Origin of the sequence: Collibacillus ludicampi, from assembly GCF_023705585.1 — a bacterium.
GTDB classification, from domain to species: domain Bacteria; phylum Bacillota; class Bacilli; order Tumebacillales; family BOQE01; genus Collibacillus; species Collibacillus ludicampi.
In genome coordinates, this window is sequence record NZ_BOQE01000001.1 from 2,627,365 (window position 1) to 2,643,342 (window position 15,978).

The 15,978-nt window shown below is 49.2% G+C and carries 17 protein-coding genes; 16 read left to right on the forward strand and 1 reads right to left on the reverse strand.

Annotated elements, in window-relative coordinates:
• The first annotated feature begins 33 nt into the window (after window positions 1-33).
• The 4 genes from DNHGIG_RS13325 (at window position 34) to DNHGIG_RS13340 (ending at window position 3,524) form a co-directional block, all read left to right on the forward strand.
• The gene (locus tag DNHGIG_RS13325; protein ID WP_282201427.1) at window positions 34-375 is read left to right on the forward strand and encodes a VRR-NUC domain-containing protein; all 342 of its coding nucleotides are present in this window, start codon (window positions 34-36) and stop codon (window positions 373-375) included.
• Window positions 365-1,750, forward strand: a complete 1,386-nt coding sequence (locus DNHGIG_RS13330) for an SNF2-related protein (protein WP_282200045.1) — start codon at window positions 365-367, stop codon at window positions 1,748-1,750. Before DNHGIG_RS13325 ends, DNHGIG_RS13330 begins: the two co-directional genes overlap by 11 nt.
• Window positions 1,743-2,285: a hypothetical protein gene (locus DNHGIG_RS13335; RefSeq protein ID WP_439647738.1), complete on the forward strand. Its 543-nt coding sequence runs from the start codon at window positions 1,743-1,745 to the stop codon at window positions 2,283-2,285. Before DNHGIG_RS13330 ends, DNHGIG_RS13335 begins: the two co-directional genes overlap by 8 nt.
• Window positions 2,286-2,672: 387 nt before the next feature.
• A complete protein-coding gene (locus DNHGIG_RS13340) occupies window positions 2,673-3,524 on the forward strand; it encodes a tyrosine-type recombinase/integrase (RefSeq protein WP_282200047.1) in 852 nt (283 codons plus the stop codon).
• A gap of 12 nt (window positions 3,525-3,536) precedes the next feature.
• Here the strand turns inward: DNHGIG_RS13340 and DNHGIG_RS13345 are convergent, their stop codons facing one another.
• On the reverse strand, window positions 3,537-3,722 hold the full coding sequence (locus DNHGIG_RS13345) for a helix-turn-helix domain-containing protein (protein ID WP_282200048.1): 186 nt from the start codon (window positions 3,720-3,722) through the stop codon (window positions 3,537-3,539).
• A gap of 483 nt (window positions 3,723-4,205) precedes the next feature.
• Here DNHGIG_RS13345 and DNHGIG_RS13350 point away from each other — a divergent pair, with 483 nt between their 5' ends.
• Genes DNHGIG_RS13350 through DNHGIG_RS13405 form a run of 12 tightly spaced genes read left to right on the forward strand, consistent with a single transcriptional unit; the run spans window position 4,206 to window position 15,974 of the window.
• Window positions 4,206-4,862 carry a hypothetical protein gene (locus tag DNHGIG_RS13350; protein WP_282200049.1) on the forward strand — a complete coding sequence of 219 codons (657 nt, stop codon included), beginning with the start codon at window positions 4,206-4,208 and terminating at the stop codon, window positions 4,860-4,862.
• The gene (locus DNHGIG_RS13355) at window positions 4,859-6,382 is read left to right on the forward strand and encodes a phage terminase large subunit family protein (protein WP_282200050.1); all 1,524 of its coding nucleotides are present in this window, start codon (window positions 4,859-4,861) and stop codon (window positions 6,380-6,382) included. The genes DNHGIG_RS13350 and DNHGIG_RS13355 overlap by 4 nt, the downstream gene beginning before the upstream one ends.
• Window positions 6,383-6,397: 15 nt before the next feature.
• Window positions 6,398-6,703: a hypothetical protein gene (locus DNHGIG_RS13360; RefSeq protein ID WP_282200051.1), complete on the forward strand. Its 306-nt coding sequence runs from the start codon at window positions 6,398-6,400 to the stop codon at window positions 6,701-6,703.
• Window positions 6,704-6,713: 10 nt separating this feature from the next.
• A complete protein-coding gene (locus DNHGIG_RS13365) occupies window positions 6,714-7,736 on the forward strand; it encodes a glycosyltransferase (protein ID WP_282200052.1) in 1,023 nt (340 codons plus the stop codon).
• A complete protein-coding gene (locus DNHGIG_RS13370; protein ID WP_282200053.1) occupies window positions 7,718-8,017 on the forward strand; it encodes a hypothetical protein in 300 nt (99 codons plus the stop codon). Before DNHGIG_RS13365 ends, DNHGIG_RS13370 begins: the two co-directional genes overlap by 19 nt.
• Window positions 7,987-8,712 (forward strand): glycosyltransferase family 2 protein, encoded by a 726-nt coding sequence (locus DNHGIG_RS13375; protein ID WP_282200054.1) that lies wholly within the window; start codon window positions 7,987-7,989, stop codon window positions 8,710-8,712. The genes DNHGIG_RS13370 and DNHGIG_RS13375 overlap by 31 nt, the downstream gene beginning before the upstream one ends.
• 31 nt (window positions 8,713-8,743) lie before the next feature.
• Window positions 8,744-11,035 carry a phage head morphogenesis protein gene (locus tag DNHGIG_RS13380; protein WP_282200055.1) on the forward strand — a complete coding sequence of 764 codons (2,292 nt, stop codon included), beginning with the start codon at window positions 8,744-8,746 and terminating at the stop codon, window positions 11,033-11,035.
• A gap of 40 nt (window positions 11,036-11,075) precedes the next feature.
• Window positions 11,076-14,099 (forward strand): DUF6582 domain-containing protein, encoded by a 3,024-nt coding sequence (locus DNHGIG_RS13385; protein ID WP_282200056.1) that lies wholly within the window; start codon window positions 11,076-11,078, stop codon window positions 14,097-14,099.
• Between the two features lie 59 nt (window positions 14,100-14,158).
• Entirely contained in the window at window positions 14,159-14,425 is a 267-nt protein-coding gene (locus tag DNHGIG_RS13390; RefSeq protein ID WP_282200057.1) for a hypothetical protein, read from the forward strand.
• A 2-nt stretch (window positions 14,426-14,427) separates the two neighbouring features.
• On the forward strand, window positions 14,428-15,111 hold the full coding sequence (locus DNHGIG_RS13395) for a phage adaptor protein (protein WP_282200058.1): 684 nt from the start codon (window positions 14,428-14,430) through the stop codon (window positions 15,109-15,111).
• Entirely contained in the window at window positions 15,111-15,485 is a 375-nt protein-coding gene (locus tag DNHGIG_RS13400) for a hypothetical protein (RefSeq protein WP_282200059.1), read from the forward strand. The genes DNHGIG_RS13395 and DNHGIG_RS13400 overlap by 1 nt, the downstream gene beginning before the upstream one ends.
• Complete coding sequence (locus tag DNHGIG_RS13405) at window positions 15,486-15,974, forward strand: HK97-gp10 family putative phage morphogenesis protein (RefSeq protein ID WP_282200060.1); 489 nt, start codon at window positions 15,486-15,488, stop codon at window positions 15,972-15,974.
• The last annotated feature ends 4 nt before the right edge of the window (window positions 15,975-15,978 follow it).

The window sequence follows — 15,978 nt, forward strand, 5'->3', positions numbered from 1 at the left end:
TAGTAAATCCTATGCTAAACGCATTTTGAGCGCATATACGCGCGCGTAGGAGAACGTAGGCAACAACCTAAAAGGAGGTCAAACATGCGAGAATCATCCCTTGAACGCCGTCTAGTTCGGGAAGTCGAACGGATCGGCGGGCGGGCCCCGAAATGGGTGTCCCCGGGAAATCGTGGCGTGCCCGACCGAATCGTCATCCTCCCGGGTGGCAGGACCGTATACGTCGAGATGAAAGCACCGGGAAAACCGCTGAGCTCATTGCAGGAGCGATGGTCAAAGATCCTGCGAGGCTTGGGGCACCGGGTCTACAAAATTGATTCACACGACGACATTGATAGATTCATAGCGGAGGTGAGCCAAGAGCGTGGAGTATAAACCGCACAAGTACCAGGAATATGCTACACAGCGAATCTTGGACACGCCATATATAGCCCTGCTGCTTGAGATGGGCTTGGGCAAAACGGTAAGCACACTAACTGCAATCGACTTGCTGCTGAATGACTACTTCGAGGCTAACCGAGTCTTGGTGATCGCGCCGCTTCGCGTGGCGGAAGACACCTGGCCGCGTGAAATCGAAAAATGGGACCATCTCCGACACCTTCGGATTTCGAAAGTGCTGGGGAGTGCGGCGCAACGACGTAAGGCGTTGAAAGCGGATGCCGACATTTACGTGATCAATCGGGAAAACGTCGAATGGCTCGTGAGCGAGTACGGCAGCAAATGGCCTTTTGACACCGTGGTAATTGACGAGCTATCCAGTTTCAAGAATCATCAATCCAAGCGGTTCCGGGCTCTCCGCCGCGTGCGGCCGATGATAAAACGGGTGATCGGACTGACTGGGACACCTGCACCGAACGGTCTTATAGATCTTTGGCCTCAAATCTACTTGTTGGATCAGGGGGAGCGCCTGGGAAAAACGGTCACTGGATACCGAGATCGGTATTTCGTCCCTGCTGAACGTGACGGCCATATCGTCTACAAGTGGAAGCAGAAAAAAGAGGCCGAGCAGCGGATCTACGAAGCTATTTCCGACATTGCGGTGAGTATGAAAGCCGAGGACTGGTTGGAGTTGCCACCAAGGGTGGATCGAACAGTCTCGGTTCGATTGTCCGATCAAGCGAGGGCGCTGTACAAGAAGCTGGAACGAGATTTGTTGTTACCGTTCGCCGATGCGGACGTGGTCGCAAATACTGCCGCAGCCCTATCGAACAAGCTACTGCAGATGGCGTCAGGAGCGGTGTATGACGAGGATCGCGGTGTCAAGTTGATTCACGACGCGAAGCTTGACGCGTTGGAGGACATCATTGAGGCGGCAAACGGTAAGCCTGTCATGGTATTTTACAACTTCAAGCATAGCTTTGATCGGATCATGCAGCGCTTCCCGCAAGCCCGAACGCTTCGGAAGGGAAAGGACGGAAATGAGGATATTCGAGCCTGGAACAACGATGAAATACCCATCCTGCTGCTGCATCCGAAATCCGCGGGGCATGGCCTAAACCTCCAAGAGTCTAGCTGTCAGACAGTTGTCTGGTTTGACCAGATCTGGAGCCTGGAAGAAGACCAGCAGGCAAATGCCAGGGTGCATCGTCAGGGTCAGACGCGACGAATCGTCGTGATGCGGCTAGTGGCTGAGGGTACGATCGACGAAGATGCTGTAGCTGCACTGGAACGAAAAGCTACCGGGCAAGAGGCACTGATGCAAGCTGTGAAGGCGAGAATAGCAAGATTGAATGAGAATGGCGGTGAGTAGATTGAATCAAAAACTTCTGGAACAAGTTGCAAAAATATCAGCTGAAACAGCCGTTCAAGCGGCCATGGAATACCTTGAAAAAGAGAAGCAGAAGCAGCAGAAAGTGAAACGCGATTGGCGGCTTCGTAATACAAAATTACTGCTTAAAAACTATCGGTCTTTTGTAGCGCATAGCGCTGAGGTGAAAGAGGAGTTAACAGCGCTACAAAGAGCAGAAGCGTTGGAAGAGATATACACAGAAGATCTTGCGGTTGAGGCGATCAAACGAAGCAAGAAACGAACACTGGCAATGGTGCAATTTATGCAGCGAATGATGGGTGTATATAAGGCAATGTGTGAATCGTCCGGTCAGCCAGAAGATCTTCGACGTTATCATGTTATCCATGCAATGTACATTTCTGATGAAAAATTAACGGCAGAACAATTAGCCGAATTTCACAAAATCGAAGTTAGAACGGTGTACAACGATATTAAAAATGCTTGCAAAACCTTGTCAGTACTGATTTTTGGTGTCGATGGTATTCGATTTGAGTAGTTCAATTTCGTTTCAAAAAACGTTCATTTTGCGTTCATTCTACACATGCTAAGATGATAGTATCGAAGAATTGTGAGAGCCCCACTGACAATGTTGGGCTCTTTTTTATTTCCGAATACGGAGGGAGAATCCCCTTTGGATAAGATAGAAAAACAACCTGCCAAGTGTCGAGGGTGCGTCTGGGGGCGTTGGGATGGAGTGAAGCAGTATTGTAGCATGCCCTCCTGCATCCGATATGGCGAAGCGTACGAGAATGGATAAATTATCCAATTAAAATCAAAATATAATATCTATTATCTTTTGAGTATGGTATACTGAACGTACAATATATAGGCATTTCACGTTCGGTTATAGCGCAAAAAACTCAAAAGATAATGGGGTGACAATATGCTTAAACGGTATCTGCAAGTGTTGGAGGCTACGGGCAAAAGTCCCCAGACCATAAGAACATACCGTCAGCAACTACATAAATTCTTTGAATGGCTTCAATCTAACGGTGGTGATCCGAATGAAATCACTCCTATTGATGTTGTGGAGTATCGGAGTCATTTGCAGGAGAAGGCTCTAAAGCCAGCATCAATCAATACGGCTCTATCTTCGATCGATGCTTACGGCAAGTGGATGGTCGAAGAAGGCATCTGGGAATATAACCCCGCAGCAAAAGTTAGGAGGGTTGAGCAGGTCCAGGAACCTCCGAAATGGCTGAAGAAGAGTGAAAAGTACCGTGTGATCCGGGCGGCCATGAAAGAGAAGGATAAACGGAACACGGCCATCATATTGACGTTTCTGATGGCGGGCCTACGTGCATCAGAATTGATCAATCTCAAGCCCGAAGACGTACTTATAGGGCAACGTAAAGGATCGATCATCGTAAGGGCTGGGAAAGGCAATAAAAGGCGCGTGGTTCCGATCCCAAATGATTTACGAGTTTGTCTTGGTGAATACCTGGTCGAACATCACGCCACGGGGGAATGGCTCTTTGATAGCCAACGCGGGGAGAAGCTCACATACATTGGGGTGTATCAATTGTGCGCTGCGATCGGGAAAAAAGCAGGCGTGGAAGGATTGACGCCTCACGTTCTCCGTCACACCTATTGCCATGACCTTGTATCCAAAGGTGTGGGGTTGGAGACGGTGGCTAAACTTGCAGGACACGCTAAACTGGAAACGACTTTGATCTACACACAACCTGGAGAAGACGAGCTTCAAAAAGCAGTTGAGAGGCTAAGTTTTACATGAAAAAACAAGCTGCTAATCTTTAGCAGCTTGTTTCAAGGGGTTGGGTTGGTTCTTATCAAGAATCCAGGTCTTGCCGATCTTGACGGCGCGTACCTTACCTTCGGCACAAAGATTTTTAACGTAGCCGGGTGTTGTGCCCCAAAGTTTCGCGGCTTCTTCAACACCCATGATTTGAGAAAGCGGGTCCAAACGAATCACCTTCCTTTAATCCGTTTTGCCGAGATAAGCAGTAACTGAGAGATACCCAACACTTGCAACCAAAATTACATGCTGCCAGAAGCTACCCGATGGAGAGTAAGTCAGCAACAAGGAAGCTGCGAGTACACCACGCAGAGATACGAGGTTTGATAACTTACCTTTTTTCATGGTACACTATGGAGTAGTTAGGGTGAGTACGGGAGGAGGGCATCCCCCGTACTCTTGATGCTACTTGCGACGTTTACCTTGCCGGGGACGTCGCTTTTGTTTTTCTCTCCGCTTGTGCCACCATCCAAGCAGGTCTTTTAAGACCGTGTAGATGAAGGCGATAAGCGGTAACCACTCCATAGTATTCACCTCCTTGTGAGTTTGGATGCGTTACCGCATCTCTTGATTTAAATATACCATGTGCGTTATCGCATGTAAATATATTTTCCTCTACTTACAAAAATTTTTTTGATTAGTATAGGGGGTGAGGAAACGATGGAAGAACAAAAAGACAAAGATCACCTTTTGGAATTTGACGACGAATTTATCACGGTCGTTAGTGACTATGATGAAGCTGTAAACAGGTCATTGGCTGATGCGTCGCAATCAAATACTGTGACAAATGCTAAAAGAACCAGAACCTACCTAAATTCCGAAATCCCTGTACGTCCCTGTACCGATGATTGTCCACACCGCGCACGATGTAAAGATTTCTTAAGAGGGCGGGTTAAAGACAAAGACCTCTGTAAGCCTGAGTTGCGACAAATCAAGAAGTGGCAAATCGCTTTTAGAAAAGGGGATCTTGATAGGCTTAAAGACGACGTTGGGACCGTGGCGGGATCTATGGCGGTCCAGGTTAGTCGTTTGCTGGAGGCGGTCATTGAAGATGGGGTGATCGTAGAGAACGAGAAATACGATCGCTTTGGTAATCTTGTAAGAGAAAAGGTAGCACATCCCGGATTACAACAAGCGGCCAATATCATGAAGACTCTAGGCATTGACCTAGGGTCTTTTTTGATGACACCAAAAGCTGTAAAAGATGCGCCGCCACAGGTTCAGGTGAATGTGGGGGTATCTGCGGAGGAAATCCACGCTAGATTCGCGGCCCGATACGGCAAGAAACTCCCAAAGCAGGAGCATGACAGTTCATGAAAGGTCCAACGATCATAACTGAAAAAGAGTTAACTTCGGATGTACTGGCTGAAGTACTGGCAACAGAAAGTGGGTACATTGAGCTTTTGTCAGATCCGGCTGTAGAGTTTGAGGATTACCAGCGCGAGTTCCTAGAGGCTACGGAACGTTTCCAGATCTACCTGAAAGGTCGACAGCTGGGTTTCTCTTTCGTGTCAGCTGCTCGAGCGCTTGCAAGATCGCAGAACCTGGACGATTACACTTGCATCATAGCCTCCTACAAGCTGGATGATTCGAAAGAGAAGATCCGTTACGCAAAGCAGTTGTATGACGCACTCCCGGATCAGTACAAGAAGCGTAAGATGGTAGACAATGCCACGTCATTGGAATTCGTCGATAAATCGGGACGCAAGTCAACCGGCACCCGGATCATAGCGCAAGGGAAAGGGCCGATCCGCGGTAAAGGATCGAATAACGTCTTGGATATCATCCTGGACGAATTCGCGTTCTTCGGCAGCTTTGACGCACCAGTGTATACATCGGCCGTTCCCGTTCTTACGCGGGTAAAGCACGGCTCGCTGACAATCATCAGCACACCGCTGGGTAAGGTCGGCAAGTTCTACGAGATCTGGGACGGAGTGAAGAAGTTCCGGAACTACAAACGACGAACGATCTATTGGTGGGACTTCTCGTTGCTTTGTAAAGACGTACCGCGCGCACGAAGAGAAGCGCCCGACATGCACACTCTCCAGCGGGTTGAGGAGTTCGGCACAGAGCAGCTACACGAGCTGTTCAACGCTATGGATCTCGAATCGTTCCAGCAAGAGTTCGAATGTGCTTTCATTGACGACTCGACGTCATACTTCCCGTTGGCCATGGTGTATGCCTGTGTGATGGATGACGAAAACGGAGAGCAGGACCAGTTGATGGCCAGAGATTTAAAGGAGCTGCGTGAAAAAACTATCGGCTCACTTGGGGGTGGGTACGATGTAGGTCGCCGTAAGGATGCTTCTGAATTGGTGAGCCTTGATGATACAGGAAACGGAAAGGTTCTTCGGTACTTGGCGTCCTATAAACAGTCAGATTTTGAGCTGCAAGAGCGGGAGTTAAGCCGCTTTTTGGAGATCGCAAAACCTCTGCGCCTTTGCATCGATGAGACGGGTATCGGGATGCAGATGGCCGAAGGATTGCGAAAGAAATACGGCAGCCAGGTAGAGCCGATTCCTTTCACGAATGCGAACAAAGAAGCTATGGCGATTGCGCTTCACAAAGAGTTCGAGAAAGGACGCGCCGGCATCCTGATCCCGAATGACCGGGATCTTATCAGCCAGATCGTTGCTATCAAACGGGAAGTGACCAGTACCGGTGCTTTCCGGTATTCGGTTGAACGTAACGAGAAGCATCACGGGGATAAGTTCTGGGCGCTGGCTTTGGCGAACTGGGCACTACAAGCAAAGGCAAAAGAGATCGTCCTGGAAGAACCGATTACGGTCACTTATGATGACATTCTTAATCAGGGTAGTTACTTTGATTATCTATGAGGAGGATGCATTCCAATGGCCAAAAACATCAATCAAATGATTCGTGAGTTGCAAGATGAACTAAATGTAAAGATGCAAGCCATCCAGCAGATGGAACAGGAAATCATGCAGAAGCAGCAGGCACTACAGGCAATGATTAACGATTACAACACCCAGAACATTCGCCTCAACACACTGAAGGAGGTTGCAAACCTCTCCGCTTCCGGGGAGTTGGACTTTCGCCCGGAAGAAACTCCTGCAGCTGATACACAAGGACAAGAACATCAAGAGGAACCAGCTCAAACAGAATCGGCTCAACCTACACCGGCATCTCAGTCGTAGGAGGTAGGGTATGAAGCCGATTTTTATTTATCCACCAACCGTTGACTGGGACCATTTGCACCAGCGGCCCCAGCAGCTATTAAAAGCCCTGACGAGGCAAGGTTGCATATCTGTTTTCTGCAACACGAATATAATGGGAAAACGGCCGGCGGGTATTCAATTCATCCATGAGAACCTGATTGTGGCCAGTAATATTGATTTTTACGAAGTGGTTCGTGATATGCGATCCAACTATCCAGGCCATCCCATTATCGTGTATTACTCGTATCCAGGGCAGGTTCATATGATTCACCAGGCTGGTGCTGACCTCATTATCTTTGATTCGCTGGACGAGCCTGTGAACGAGTTTGCGCATTGGCTGCCTGACTACGAGTACGCGGTGCGCAGTGCCGATCTCGTGATCGCTTCGGCAAAGTCCTTACAACAACGGGCGCAAGCGTACCGTTCCGATGAGGTAGTCTTAGTGCCGAATGGCTGTGACTATGAGCACTTTGCAAAGGCGCAGAATCTTTCATCTCCTACATTTAAAACCGAGGGTAAACAGGTTGTAGGGTTTGTTGGTGCAGTGGCCACTTGGCTTGACTGGGAGCTTATCAGGAAGATAGCAGAACTCCCACTTGTTGAGCTTGTATTTATCGGACCACTATACGGATTGACCTCACCACCTGTACAAGCGTCGAACGTAAAATACATCGGTCATGTGCCATATGAGGAACTACCGAAACACATGGCGGAATTCGACGTCTTTATAATCCCTTTTCTGTTAAATGACATGACGAAAGGGGTTAGTCCTATAAAGTTTTGGGAGTACCTCGCGACCGGCAAACCGATTGTAAGTACCGCTCTCCCAGAAGTGGTAAACAGCGCTCAAGCGACGATTATCGATCACGAGAATTATGCTTATGCTGTGATTCATGACAGTCTGGACGACAGGCTAAGGCGAATCGAATACGCGAAAGCAAACTCTTGGGATGAGAGGGCTAAAAGGATTGTATCTCAACTGGAGGGGATCATATGGCGAATAACGAGTTAAAAGTCACGGTGAAAATTGAAACAAACCTGGATGAGGTGGAAGCACAACTTGATCGAATTTTGGAGAAGTTAGAGAAAGTTAACCAGGTAACAACCAATAATGTAAATCGTGAAGAACTGATTGAAAATGCTTTGAATCGGTTACCGGCCCATGTTGATACATCCGAAGGGACAATGGTTCGAGTGTTAGTTGAATCCATCGTCAATGCAGTAGCTGATAGTTTTGAATCCATGAAAGTGGAGGAACACAGATGTCGCGGAAAGTCGCAATCGGCTGTGTAGTCCGGAATCGCGCCTGGATCTTGCCGCGATATCTTGAGGCGCTGGAGAACATCGATTACCCAAACAAGATGTATCTGTTCCTTGAGAACGATAGCGAGGACAGTACGTTGAAAATCCTTGAAGAGTTTAACGAGAAACATCTTTTAATGAACAATCGAAAAGGAGATTACTGCAACTTAGCCACGCTCAATACGAATGATCCAAATTGGGCTCGTGGTGAGTATGCGGCCAATCAATATGCGAATCTTGCCTTTCTCCGGAACAACTTCATAGAGATGTTTCTTGGAACCGATGCTGACTATCTCTTGTCGATTGACTCAGATATCATCGTACCGCCTGACATCATAAACCGACTCATGGAGTATGCGGATGAAAAAACCATCATAGGCGCAGCCATCTCAAACATACCCGGCAAACCGCTTGACGGAAAAACGCCGGGTAATTTTATGGTCCGACATCCGAACGGCTATATGGTCCACCCGCCACGATACGAATTGACCGGAGTCATGGATGTGGATGTGGATGTGATCGGGGCAGTGTACCTGATCCCGCGTAAGGCTCTTGAAGATGGTGTGAGGTACGGTCCACATCCGCAAGGAGAGGACATACCGTTCTGTGAGCAGGCGCAAGAGAAGGGTTACAAGCTGAAGGTACTTCTGGATCTTGTTTGTGATCACAGGATGATAAGGGATTAAACATTGAAACGAACAGGAAGGGGGTGAGAGATTGGGAAAAATCACGAACGGCTTACGCAAAGTCCTGACCACGTTCATTAACTGGCTCCCGGAAGGGGCCAACAAACAAAATCCGCATGACGTTGGACATGTCGCTAAGACGTCGCCGTGGCTGTTCGACTACGACGTTTTCCGGCTTAACTGGGAAAAGGTGACGATCTTACGCGAGATTGATGAAATGCTTCGATCGGATCCGCGGATTAAGAGGGCGAATCACGTGTTTGCCTCCACAGCCGTCCGTCGCGGTCTAACCGTGAAAGTCACATCCGAAGTGAGCGAAGACTTAGCACAAAAAGCGCAGGACCTTATCAATTTGCTGATGCGATCGGCACAGATCAACTCAAAACTCTTGCCTTGGGCCAGGTCATTGCTCAAAGACGGGGAATTATATCTGAATCCGATCATTGATATAAACAAAAGACTGATCAGCGATATAAAAAACCTTCCGGCAATCACGATGCAACGGAATGAGGATATTACAGGTCGCTTCCCCGATCTGAACGATGCGTTTCGTCAAATCGACCCTGTATCGCGTGAGATCGTTCATAAGTTCCCCCTTTGGGCTGTAAACCACATTCGGTACGACCACGAGCCCGGTCAACTATATGGGAACAGCCAGTATCTTGCGTGCAGAGCCATATGGAAGAAGCTCGTGATGACGGAGGAAGACCTTGTCGTCCGGCGGCGTACACGGGCGGTTCCCCGGCGTTTGCACATCGTAGGAAATAAGGATAATCCGGGAACGTGGGATGAGGTCAAGAAATACAAGGAATTTAACAAGCTGGACAATCCAAAGAGGTCTACGATCACAACCGACTATTTCGGGAACGGTCTAACGGATATCAAGGATCTGAACGCTGATGCTCAACTGGACCATATTAAGGACATCGAATACCTACAGGAACAGCTCATGATGGGTACAGGCGTCCCTCTTCACATACTGGGCTTCGGTAAAAACGTAAACCGGGACATAGTGGAAGATCAGAAGAAACAGTTTGAAGAGGACGTTCAGGAGCTGCGGGACCTTTTGGAGTATGGCGACGAGGCTCCCTATAGCGGTCTGCGCGCCATTTTTGACCTACAGCTCACTTTGCAGGGGATCGACCCAAGTCTGGTCAGCTACAACTTCATCTGGTCGGATACGAACAATGATACACTGAACGATAAAGTAGATCGTGTCATCAAACTCCGTTCTGCGCAGCCGGATCCATTGATCTCTCGGGAACTTGCATTGAACTACATTGCGCGTGACTTTGGTTTAGATAGCCAGGAGTCAGTAAAAGCGGAAATCGAAAAGATCAAACAAGAGATGGCTGAGGATCGCACAGAACAACAGACAGAAGCCGGTGCGCTAAATCCTATGAAACCCTCGACGTCACCGACAGACCGGTATACAACTCAAGCATCAGGTAAGCCGACAACGGACAGTAAGACTTACAACCCTCTTCACGGAGACAAGAAGGTTATCGAGCTGGAAAAGTGGCTCGCCGATGAAGTCCGTTCTTATTTTCGACGTGTCTTTCGGACCATGAAGAAGAACGGAATCGAGGCGAGGATTAAGAAGCTGCAGAAGCTGAGCCTGGCCATCAAAGACAGCACTGTCACCTGCAAACTGTCCGAACGGGATCTAGCTTGGCTCGATCCTCATGGGGGATGTGGTTGCTTCCAGTGCCAGATGATCAACGATGCCGAAGACGAGTTTGAACTGAGCGACGTGGTGGAGCAACAGGTGATCGAAGAATTTGACCAGGCTTGGCAAGAACATGAGGATTCCTTGAAGATCACATTGTTATCCGCCTATGCCGCTTCCGGGAAATTGGCGTTCAACAAGATTGCTGAGGAAGTAGAGGACGAAAATGTTGGGGTTTCTATCTCGTTTGACTTCGTTCACTCTGGGGTGAAAGAGGATCTGGAACGCTTCGCGGGATATCGGATCAACGGGATCGAGGAAACGACGCGCAATCTGCTTCGAAGGCAACTGGCCAAAGCATACGAAAACGGGGAGACTGTCAATCAGTGGATTGAGCGTATCCAGAGTGTGCTGGATATCCCGGATTGGCGCGCAGAAATGATTGCTCGAACAGAAATATCCTGGGCGTTCAACCGCGCGAAACTTGGAGGATATATCGAAGCAGGGGTGTCCAAAGTGAGGTATCTCGCGGTCATTGATAAACGTACTTGCCCCACGTGCAAAGAAGATCACGAGAAGGAATTCAATATTCATGATGCACCGTCGCTTCCGCGTCATCCGCGATGCCGTTGTACAACCGTGGCCGTTTTTTAGAGACGGCTTTTTATTTTGCTTACGAAAGGGGAGAAAGACTTTGCCAAGTCAGTTGTTCACGGACATGTTAGTGGCTCAACCCACTGTTTTAGATTCATCCAGTAAAGATAAACTGCGTGTCCGTTTTAAAGCAACGCAAGCGAATGTAATCAATTCAAACCGTCGCTTGTATCCGTATGCGGTTTTAAACGATGCGATTCAACGGTCCGACGATCGGATCAAGCAAAACCGAATGATTGGAGAGTCACCTCATCCAAAGCATTTTATTGGCAAGGATGGACAGATTGTATTCGATACACGCCTTGAAAATTCGGTGATCAAGATTTTTAACCAGGTCATTGATGATTCTGGAAATGTTTACGTTGATGCTGAAGTATTGGACACGGCAAAGGGTCGCGATCTGAAAGCATTGATTGATGCGGGGGTTCCGGTCGGTATCTCCATGCGCGCGCTCGGTGACAGTGTTCGCAAACAGATTAACGGTGTCATGGTGGATGTGGCCACGCGGCTGGACATTCACTCCTATGATGTCGTCATGAATCCGGCCACACCTGGTTGCGAGGTGGTGCAGGTCTTAACCGATAGCCAAGTGGCAGAGGTGCTGAACGATGGGGTTCAGATCACCGCACCGGCCTGTCCGGATTGCAACGGCGAAATGACCGCGCAGGATCCAGACGGAGACGGTGATTTGGACTTTTACTTCTGTCCCTCTTGCAAAGAGGTGTACATCCCGGAGGAATCCAAGTCGATCGTTCAGCAGGCCACGCAATCTTTACGTAAACTCCCGAACGATCCTGATTGGGACGGGTACTCCTTGGCCCGGCAGTTTAAGATGAACTTGCCTAAAGAGCCGGAAGAGGGGTTCACCGATTCGTTAAGTGCCGCACAGAGGAAAAAGCTTAAGGACAGCGACTTTGCCGTTCCCGGTAAACGTAAGCTACCAATTCATGACAAGGAACACGTAAAGCTCGCCTGGGACATGGTGGACCGTACAAAAGGTCTCACTGAGGAAGAACGCAAGGAAGCACGCAAGCGGATCCTTTCGGCCGCTAAGCAAATGGGCGTGGATACGTCCGACTGGAACAAGTCGATGACAGATCAAGTAGAAGGAGAGGATGAACATATGGATATTCAGGCTATCTTACAAGCTATGAAAGACAGCAAGGAGTTCAAAGAACTTGTACAAGCGGAAGCACAAGCAGTTGCGAAGCCAGCGTTGGATGCTTTCGAAGCACAACGTCAGGCAGAGGAAGAAGCAAAGGCCAAGGAACAGGCCAAAGCGGAAGCAAAGGCTTTCGTGGATGAAAAACTGGCATCTCTCAAAGGGAAAGTGGTCGATGAAGTGCTGGATGTGATCGCCGACTCCGTAAAAGATGCTGAGAACAAAGAGGCAGCGGGCGTGATCATTGACAGTGTATTGAACATTTATTCAAAAGCCGCATCGAAACTCAAACTGGATTCCATCGGCTTTGATGGAACAAAGACAGGGGAAGGTGGTCAGGTGCGCGTAGAGGTTACCCATGAGCCGAAGCCGTGGGAAGGTACAGTCAAAGCCTTGCTCGACAGCTTTGACCGTTTGGCCCAAGAGCAAGGGCATCACATTGATCTTAGCATCCGAAAAGTGAATCAGCCTTTGATTCAAAAAATGATCGATCATATGGAGAAGAAATTGGGGTATGAAGCGTTCAAGGATTCTGCGGCTTTCATGGACAGTGCTGTGGTGAACACTGACAGCGTCTCTGTGACCACCCAACAATTGCTGAACCAGCCGACGATTCAACAAGCGCTTCTGATCCAGGCATTCCAGGATGTGGAGTCCTTGCAATTCGTCGCAACGGAAACCTTTGAAGGTTCTGAAGTTCGTTGGCCGGTTGAAACGTTTAGCAGCGCGGCGACCATCGACCCGACGACTGGATCTCCTGATTTACTCGTGGGAGAAAGCCAGGGAATCCCTGAATCGGTAATTAACTTGTCCTGGCTCACGTTTACACCCCAATGGCGTCGAAATGCCATCAGCTTGACGACGGACGTTATTCGTACACTGCAATCGGGTCCGGCGAAATATGATGCGATCAGCCGCGCAATCTATCACATCGGTTTCGATAAGAGACGGAAGATCGATAATGCGATCTATCTTGAAATGATTATGGCAGCCGACGAATATCAGCCAAAGGTTGTAACCAACGAGCAATTATCGGCGCAAGCTGTAAGCAACGGAACCAACGTTGCCTATAAAGCGAGCGCAACGGTTGGCGGAACCGCAGTGGCAACCGCTGGATCGAATCCGATCGTCCGTCCGCGTACCAAGAAACAGGAATTGCCGAACGGACAAGTACAAACCACTGTCATTAACCCGTTAACGGTTACGGTTGGCGGTACAACTTTGCAACAAGGATATCTTGATGCCAACGGTAACGTACAAGGCGGACAATTCGCGGTCGATTACGAAAACGGTATTTTCTATTTCATCGGTGGGCTTGGTATCAATCCGAATGCAACGACACCCGTTCTGCCGATTGCATCTTACAGTGCCGTAACCAACTATGATCGTTGGTCCTCTTCGATTCCAAACAACTGGAATGGCCGACCGGAAGATTACTATAACAGCCTGCTGCAGCTGATCACAAAAGAAGTGGCACTCATGGCCAGCGCTCCCCGTTTCCAACGTCCGAATTTGGGGATTATGAGTTACAACGTGGCGGCATTCATCGAAAATGCTTCCATGTGGTACAAACTCAATAACCCGGATATCGGTAAACTGTCCGGGTTGGCTGAGTCCACATTCTTCGGTCAACGTTCCGGTGTCGATCTGGCACGAATCAATGCGCCATGGCCGGCTGGTGATGGACGAATCCTTCTGACACAAAAAGGTGCAACGCGTTACGCAATCGAAACTGGATATCAAATCGAAGGTCCATATCCGAAATATGATGCAAACGGCCAAATCATCGACGCGAAGCTGTACTATGGCCGTGAAAATAGCTGTATCGCGACACCGCAAGTCACGGATGCAAACGGAAATATCCTCAACCCCAAACTCCGTTCCATCAAAATCACTGCCTAATCACAGTGAAGGGCTCCCCACTACTGGGGAGCCTAACAACTTGAAAGGGGGTTGATTCCGTGATCGATCTTTGGAAACAGTCACAGATGCAGCCAATCACAAAGTCGGTTGAAACGGAACTACTCATGAATGGTCCTGAACCTTTCTTTCACCCGGTTACAGGTAAATGGGTGGGACCCTACGAGTGGTATGAAGGGTATGCACACGTAGAGAATGAGGGGACGGAAGAGGATTCAGACAGCCAGGAAGAAGATGCTACAAATGACGAAACCGCGAATGAAAAACGCTCCAGGCGCACACGAAAAACCGTGAAAGACGGTGAATAAGCATGGCGACGATTGCAGATTATCGTCTTTCGGTTCGGACCATGATCCGGGATACGGCCGGGCTGGGCGCAACGCCTAACCCGTCTCAGTTTATCTTTCAGGACTGGGAGATCGATGCTTTCACTCAATCCGCGGTTCTTGCGTACTCCAAGTATCGGGGGCGCAGGAAGCCGTACACGCTCACCCTGCAGCCGGGGCAGTCCCAGTATCCATTGCCAGCAGATTGGATGACGGTGGATCTTGCATCGTTTCATCAGGCGATAGGACTTGATTCGGACGTGGACTTGTCTCAATTCGCCAGTTTCGTTTTGCCGTCCTTGAATCCGTCGATCCCGCTAAAAGATCTGACGTTTGACTGGTACGATTCCGATCAATTTGTACTCGTAAGTCCAACTCCGCAAGCCACGGCAACGATCAATTTTGCGTACTTCGCGGCGCACACGGTGGATCAAAACGGTTCTTCCATCCCGTCGGCCGATTTCGATTATGTGGTGTTGGCCGCTGCCAGCCGAGTATTGGATACGCTGGCTGTGGATCGCGGGATGAAGATGCAAAAGTATAAGATCGGGCAAGGACTCATGATCGATGATTCGGAAGTGGCCAAACGCCTTCAGGAACAGGCAAAAGCCTACTGGGAACGTTTTGAACAGTTCGTACGATTCCGTCCGTTCGGGGTGATGGGCTGATGGATCCGCGCGCGCAAAGCATCGTCAATCAGGTCGCTTCTTTATCCGGGCAATTTGGCGTTACGGTAACGGTCAAGAGGATAGTGCAGGCAGCGACACCTATCCGTAACGTGTTCGGGACCCCAATGAATGCAACGACAGAGACGTTCACCGCTAACGTCATCATTGAATCCCAGAAGATCGACCTCATGGCAACGATTGCTGGGGGCAAGCCGAAAGAGGTACTGAAGCTCATCACTAATGCAGGAACCTTTCTCTTGGGGGATGAGATCGTGTTCAACGGTCACACGTACAAAGTGGAGTACCTGCAGCCTGTTCCTTTTGTGGGTGTGGATGTGGTGGATTTTGTCCATGCGACCCGGGAGGTGGATTAGTTGGCGGAGAAAATCAATTCGTTGGATGCGCTTATCCTGAAGCTTAACAAGGCTACCTCCGTCATGAAGGAGGAAGTCCGGGGAGCTCTTCAAAAGAGCGTTGAAAAGGTGCAGCAAACAGCTGTAAGTAAGTTTGGGCAGTATCAGCCTGCGGTCGGTCCTTTCCCGGCGTGGGCGGTTCTCTCGCAACAAACGATCAGGCAGAAATTGCGAGCGGGAGCACCGGGAGATGATCCGTTGATCGGACATTACGCGGGGAAACGAAAAAACAGCGTCTATCCTACGATTTTACGTAATTCGATACAGGCACAAGTGAAGGGACTCGTCGGATACGTAGGAACCAATAACCCCGTCGGGGAATGGCAGGAATTCGGTACACGACATATTCCGCCTCGTCCTTTTCTACGCCCGGCCTTGTACCAGGAGCAGGAGTTCATCAAGGAACAGTTCAAGGGGGCCTTGGCGAAAACCATGTTGAGGAGCTTGTAAGGTC

Bases quoted from the DNA above. Each gene is read 5' to 3' on its own strand.
- DNHGIG_RS13360 (WP_282200051.1), top strand. From the start codon at position 6,398: ATGGCCAAAAACATCAATCAAATGATTCGTGAGTTGCAAGATGAACTA.
- DNHGIG_RS13375 (WP_282200054.1), top strand. From the start codon at position 7,987: ATGTCGCGGAAAGTCGCAATCGGCTGTGTAGTCCGGAATCGCGCCTGG.
- DNHGIG_RS13365 (WP_282200052.1), top strand. From the start codon at position 6,714: ATGAAGCCGATTTTTATTTATCCACCAACCGTTGACTGGGACCATTTG.
- DNHGIG_RS13340 (WP_282200047.1), top strand. From the start codon at position 2,673: ATGCTTAAACGGTATCTGCAAGTGTTGGAGGCTACGGGCAAAAGTCCC.
- DNHGIG_RS13400 (WP_282200059.1), top strand. From the start codon at position 15,111: ATGGATCCGCGCGCGCAAAGCATCGTCAATCAGGTCGCTTCTTTATCC.
- DNHGIG_RS13350 (WP_282200049.1), top strand. From the start codon at position 4,206: ATGGAAGAACAAAAAGACAAAGATCACCTTTTGGAATTTGACGACGAA.
- DNHGIG_RS13370 (WP_282200053.1), top strand. From the start codon at position 7,718: ATGGCGAATAACGAGTTAAAAGTCACGGTGAAAATTGAAACAAACCTG.
- DNHGIG_RS13355 (WP_282200050.1), top strand. From the start codon at position 4,859: ATGAAAGGTCCAACGATCATAACTGAAAAAGAGTTAACTTCGGATGTA.
- DNHGIG_RS13395 (WP_282200058.1), top strand. From the start codon at position 14,428: ATGGCGACGATTGCAGATTATCGTCTTTCGGTTCGGACCATGATCCGG.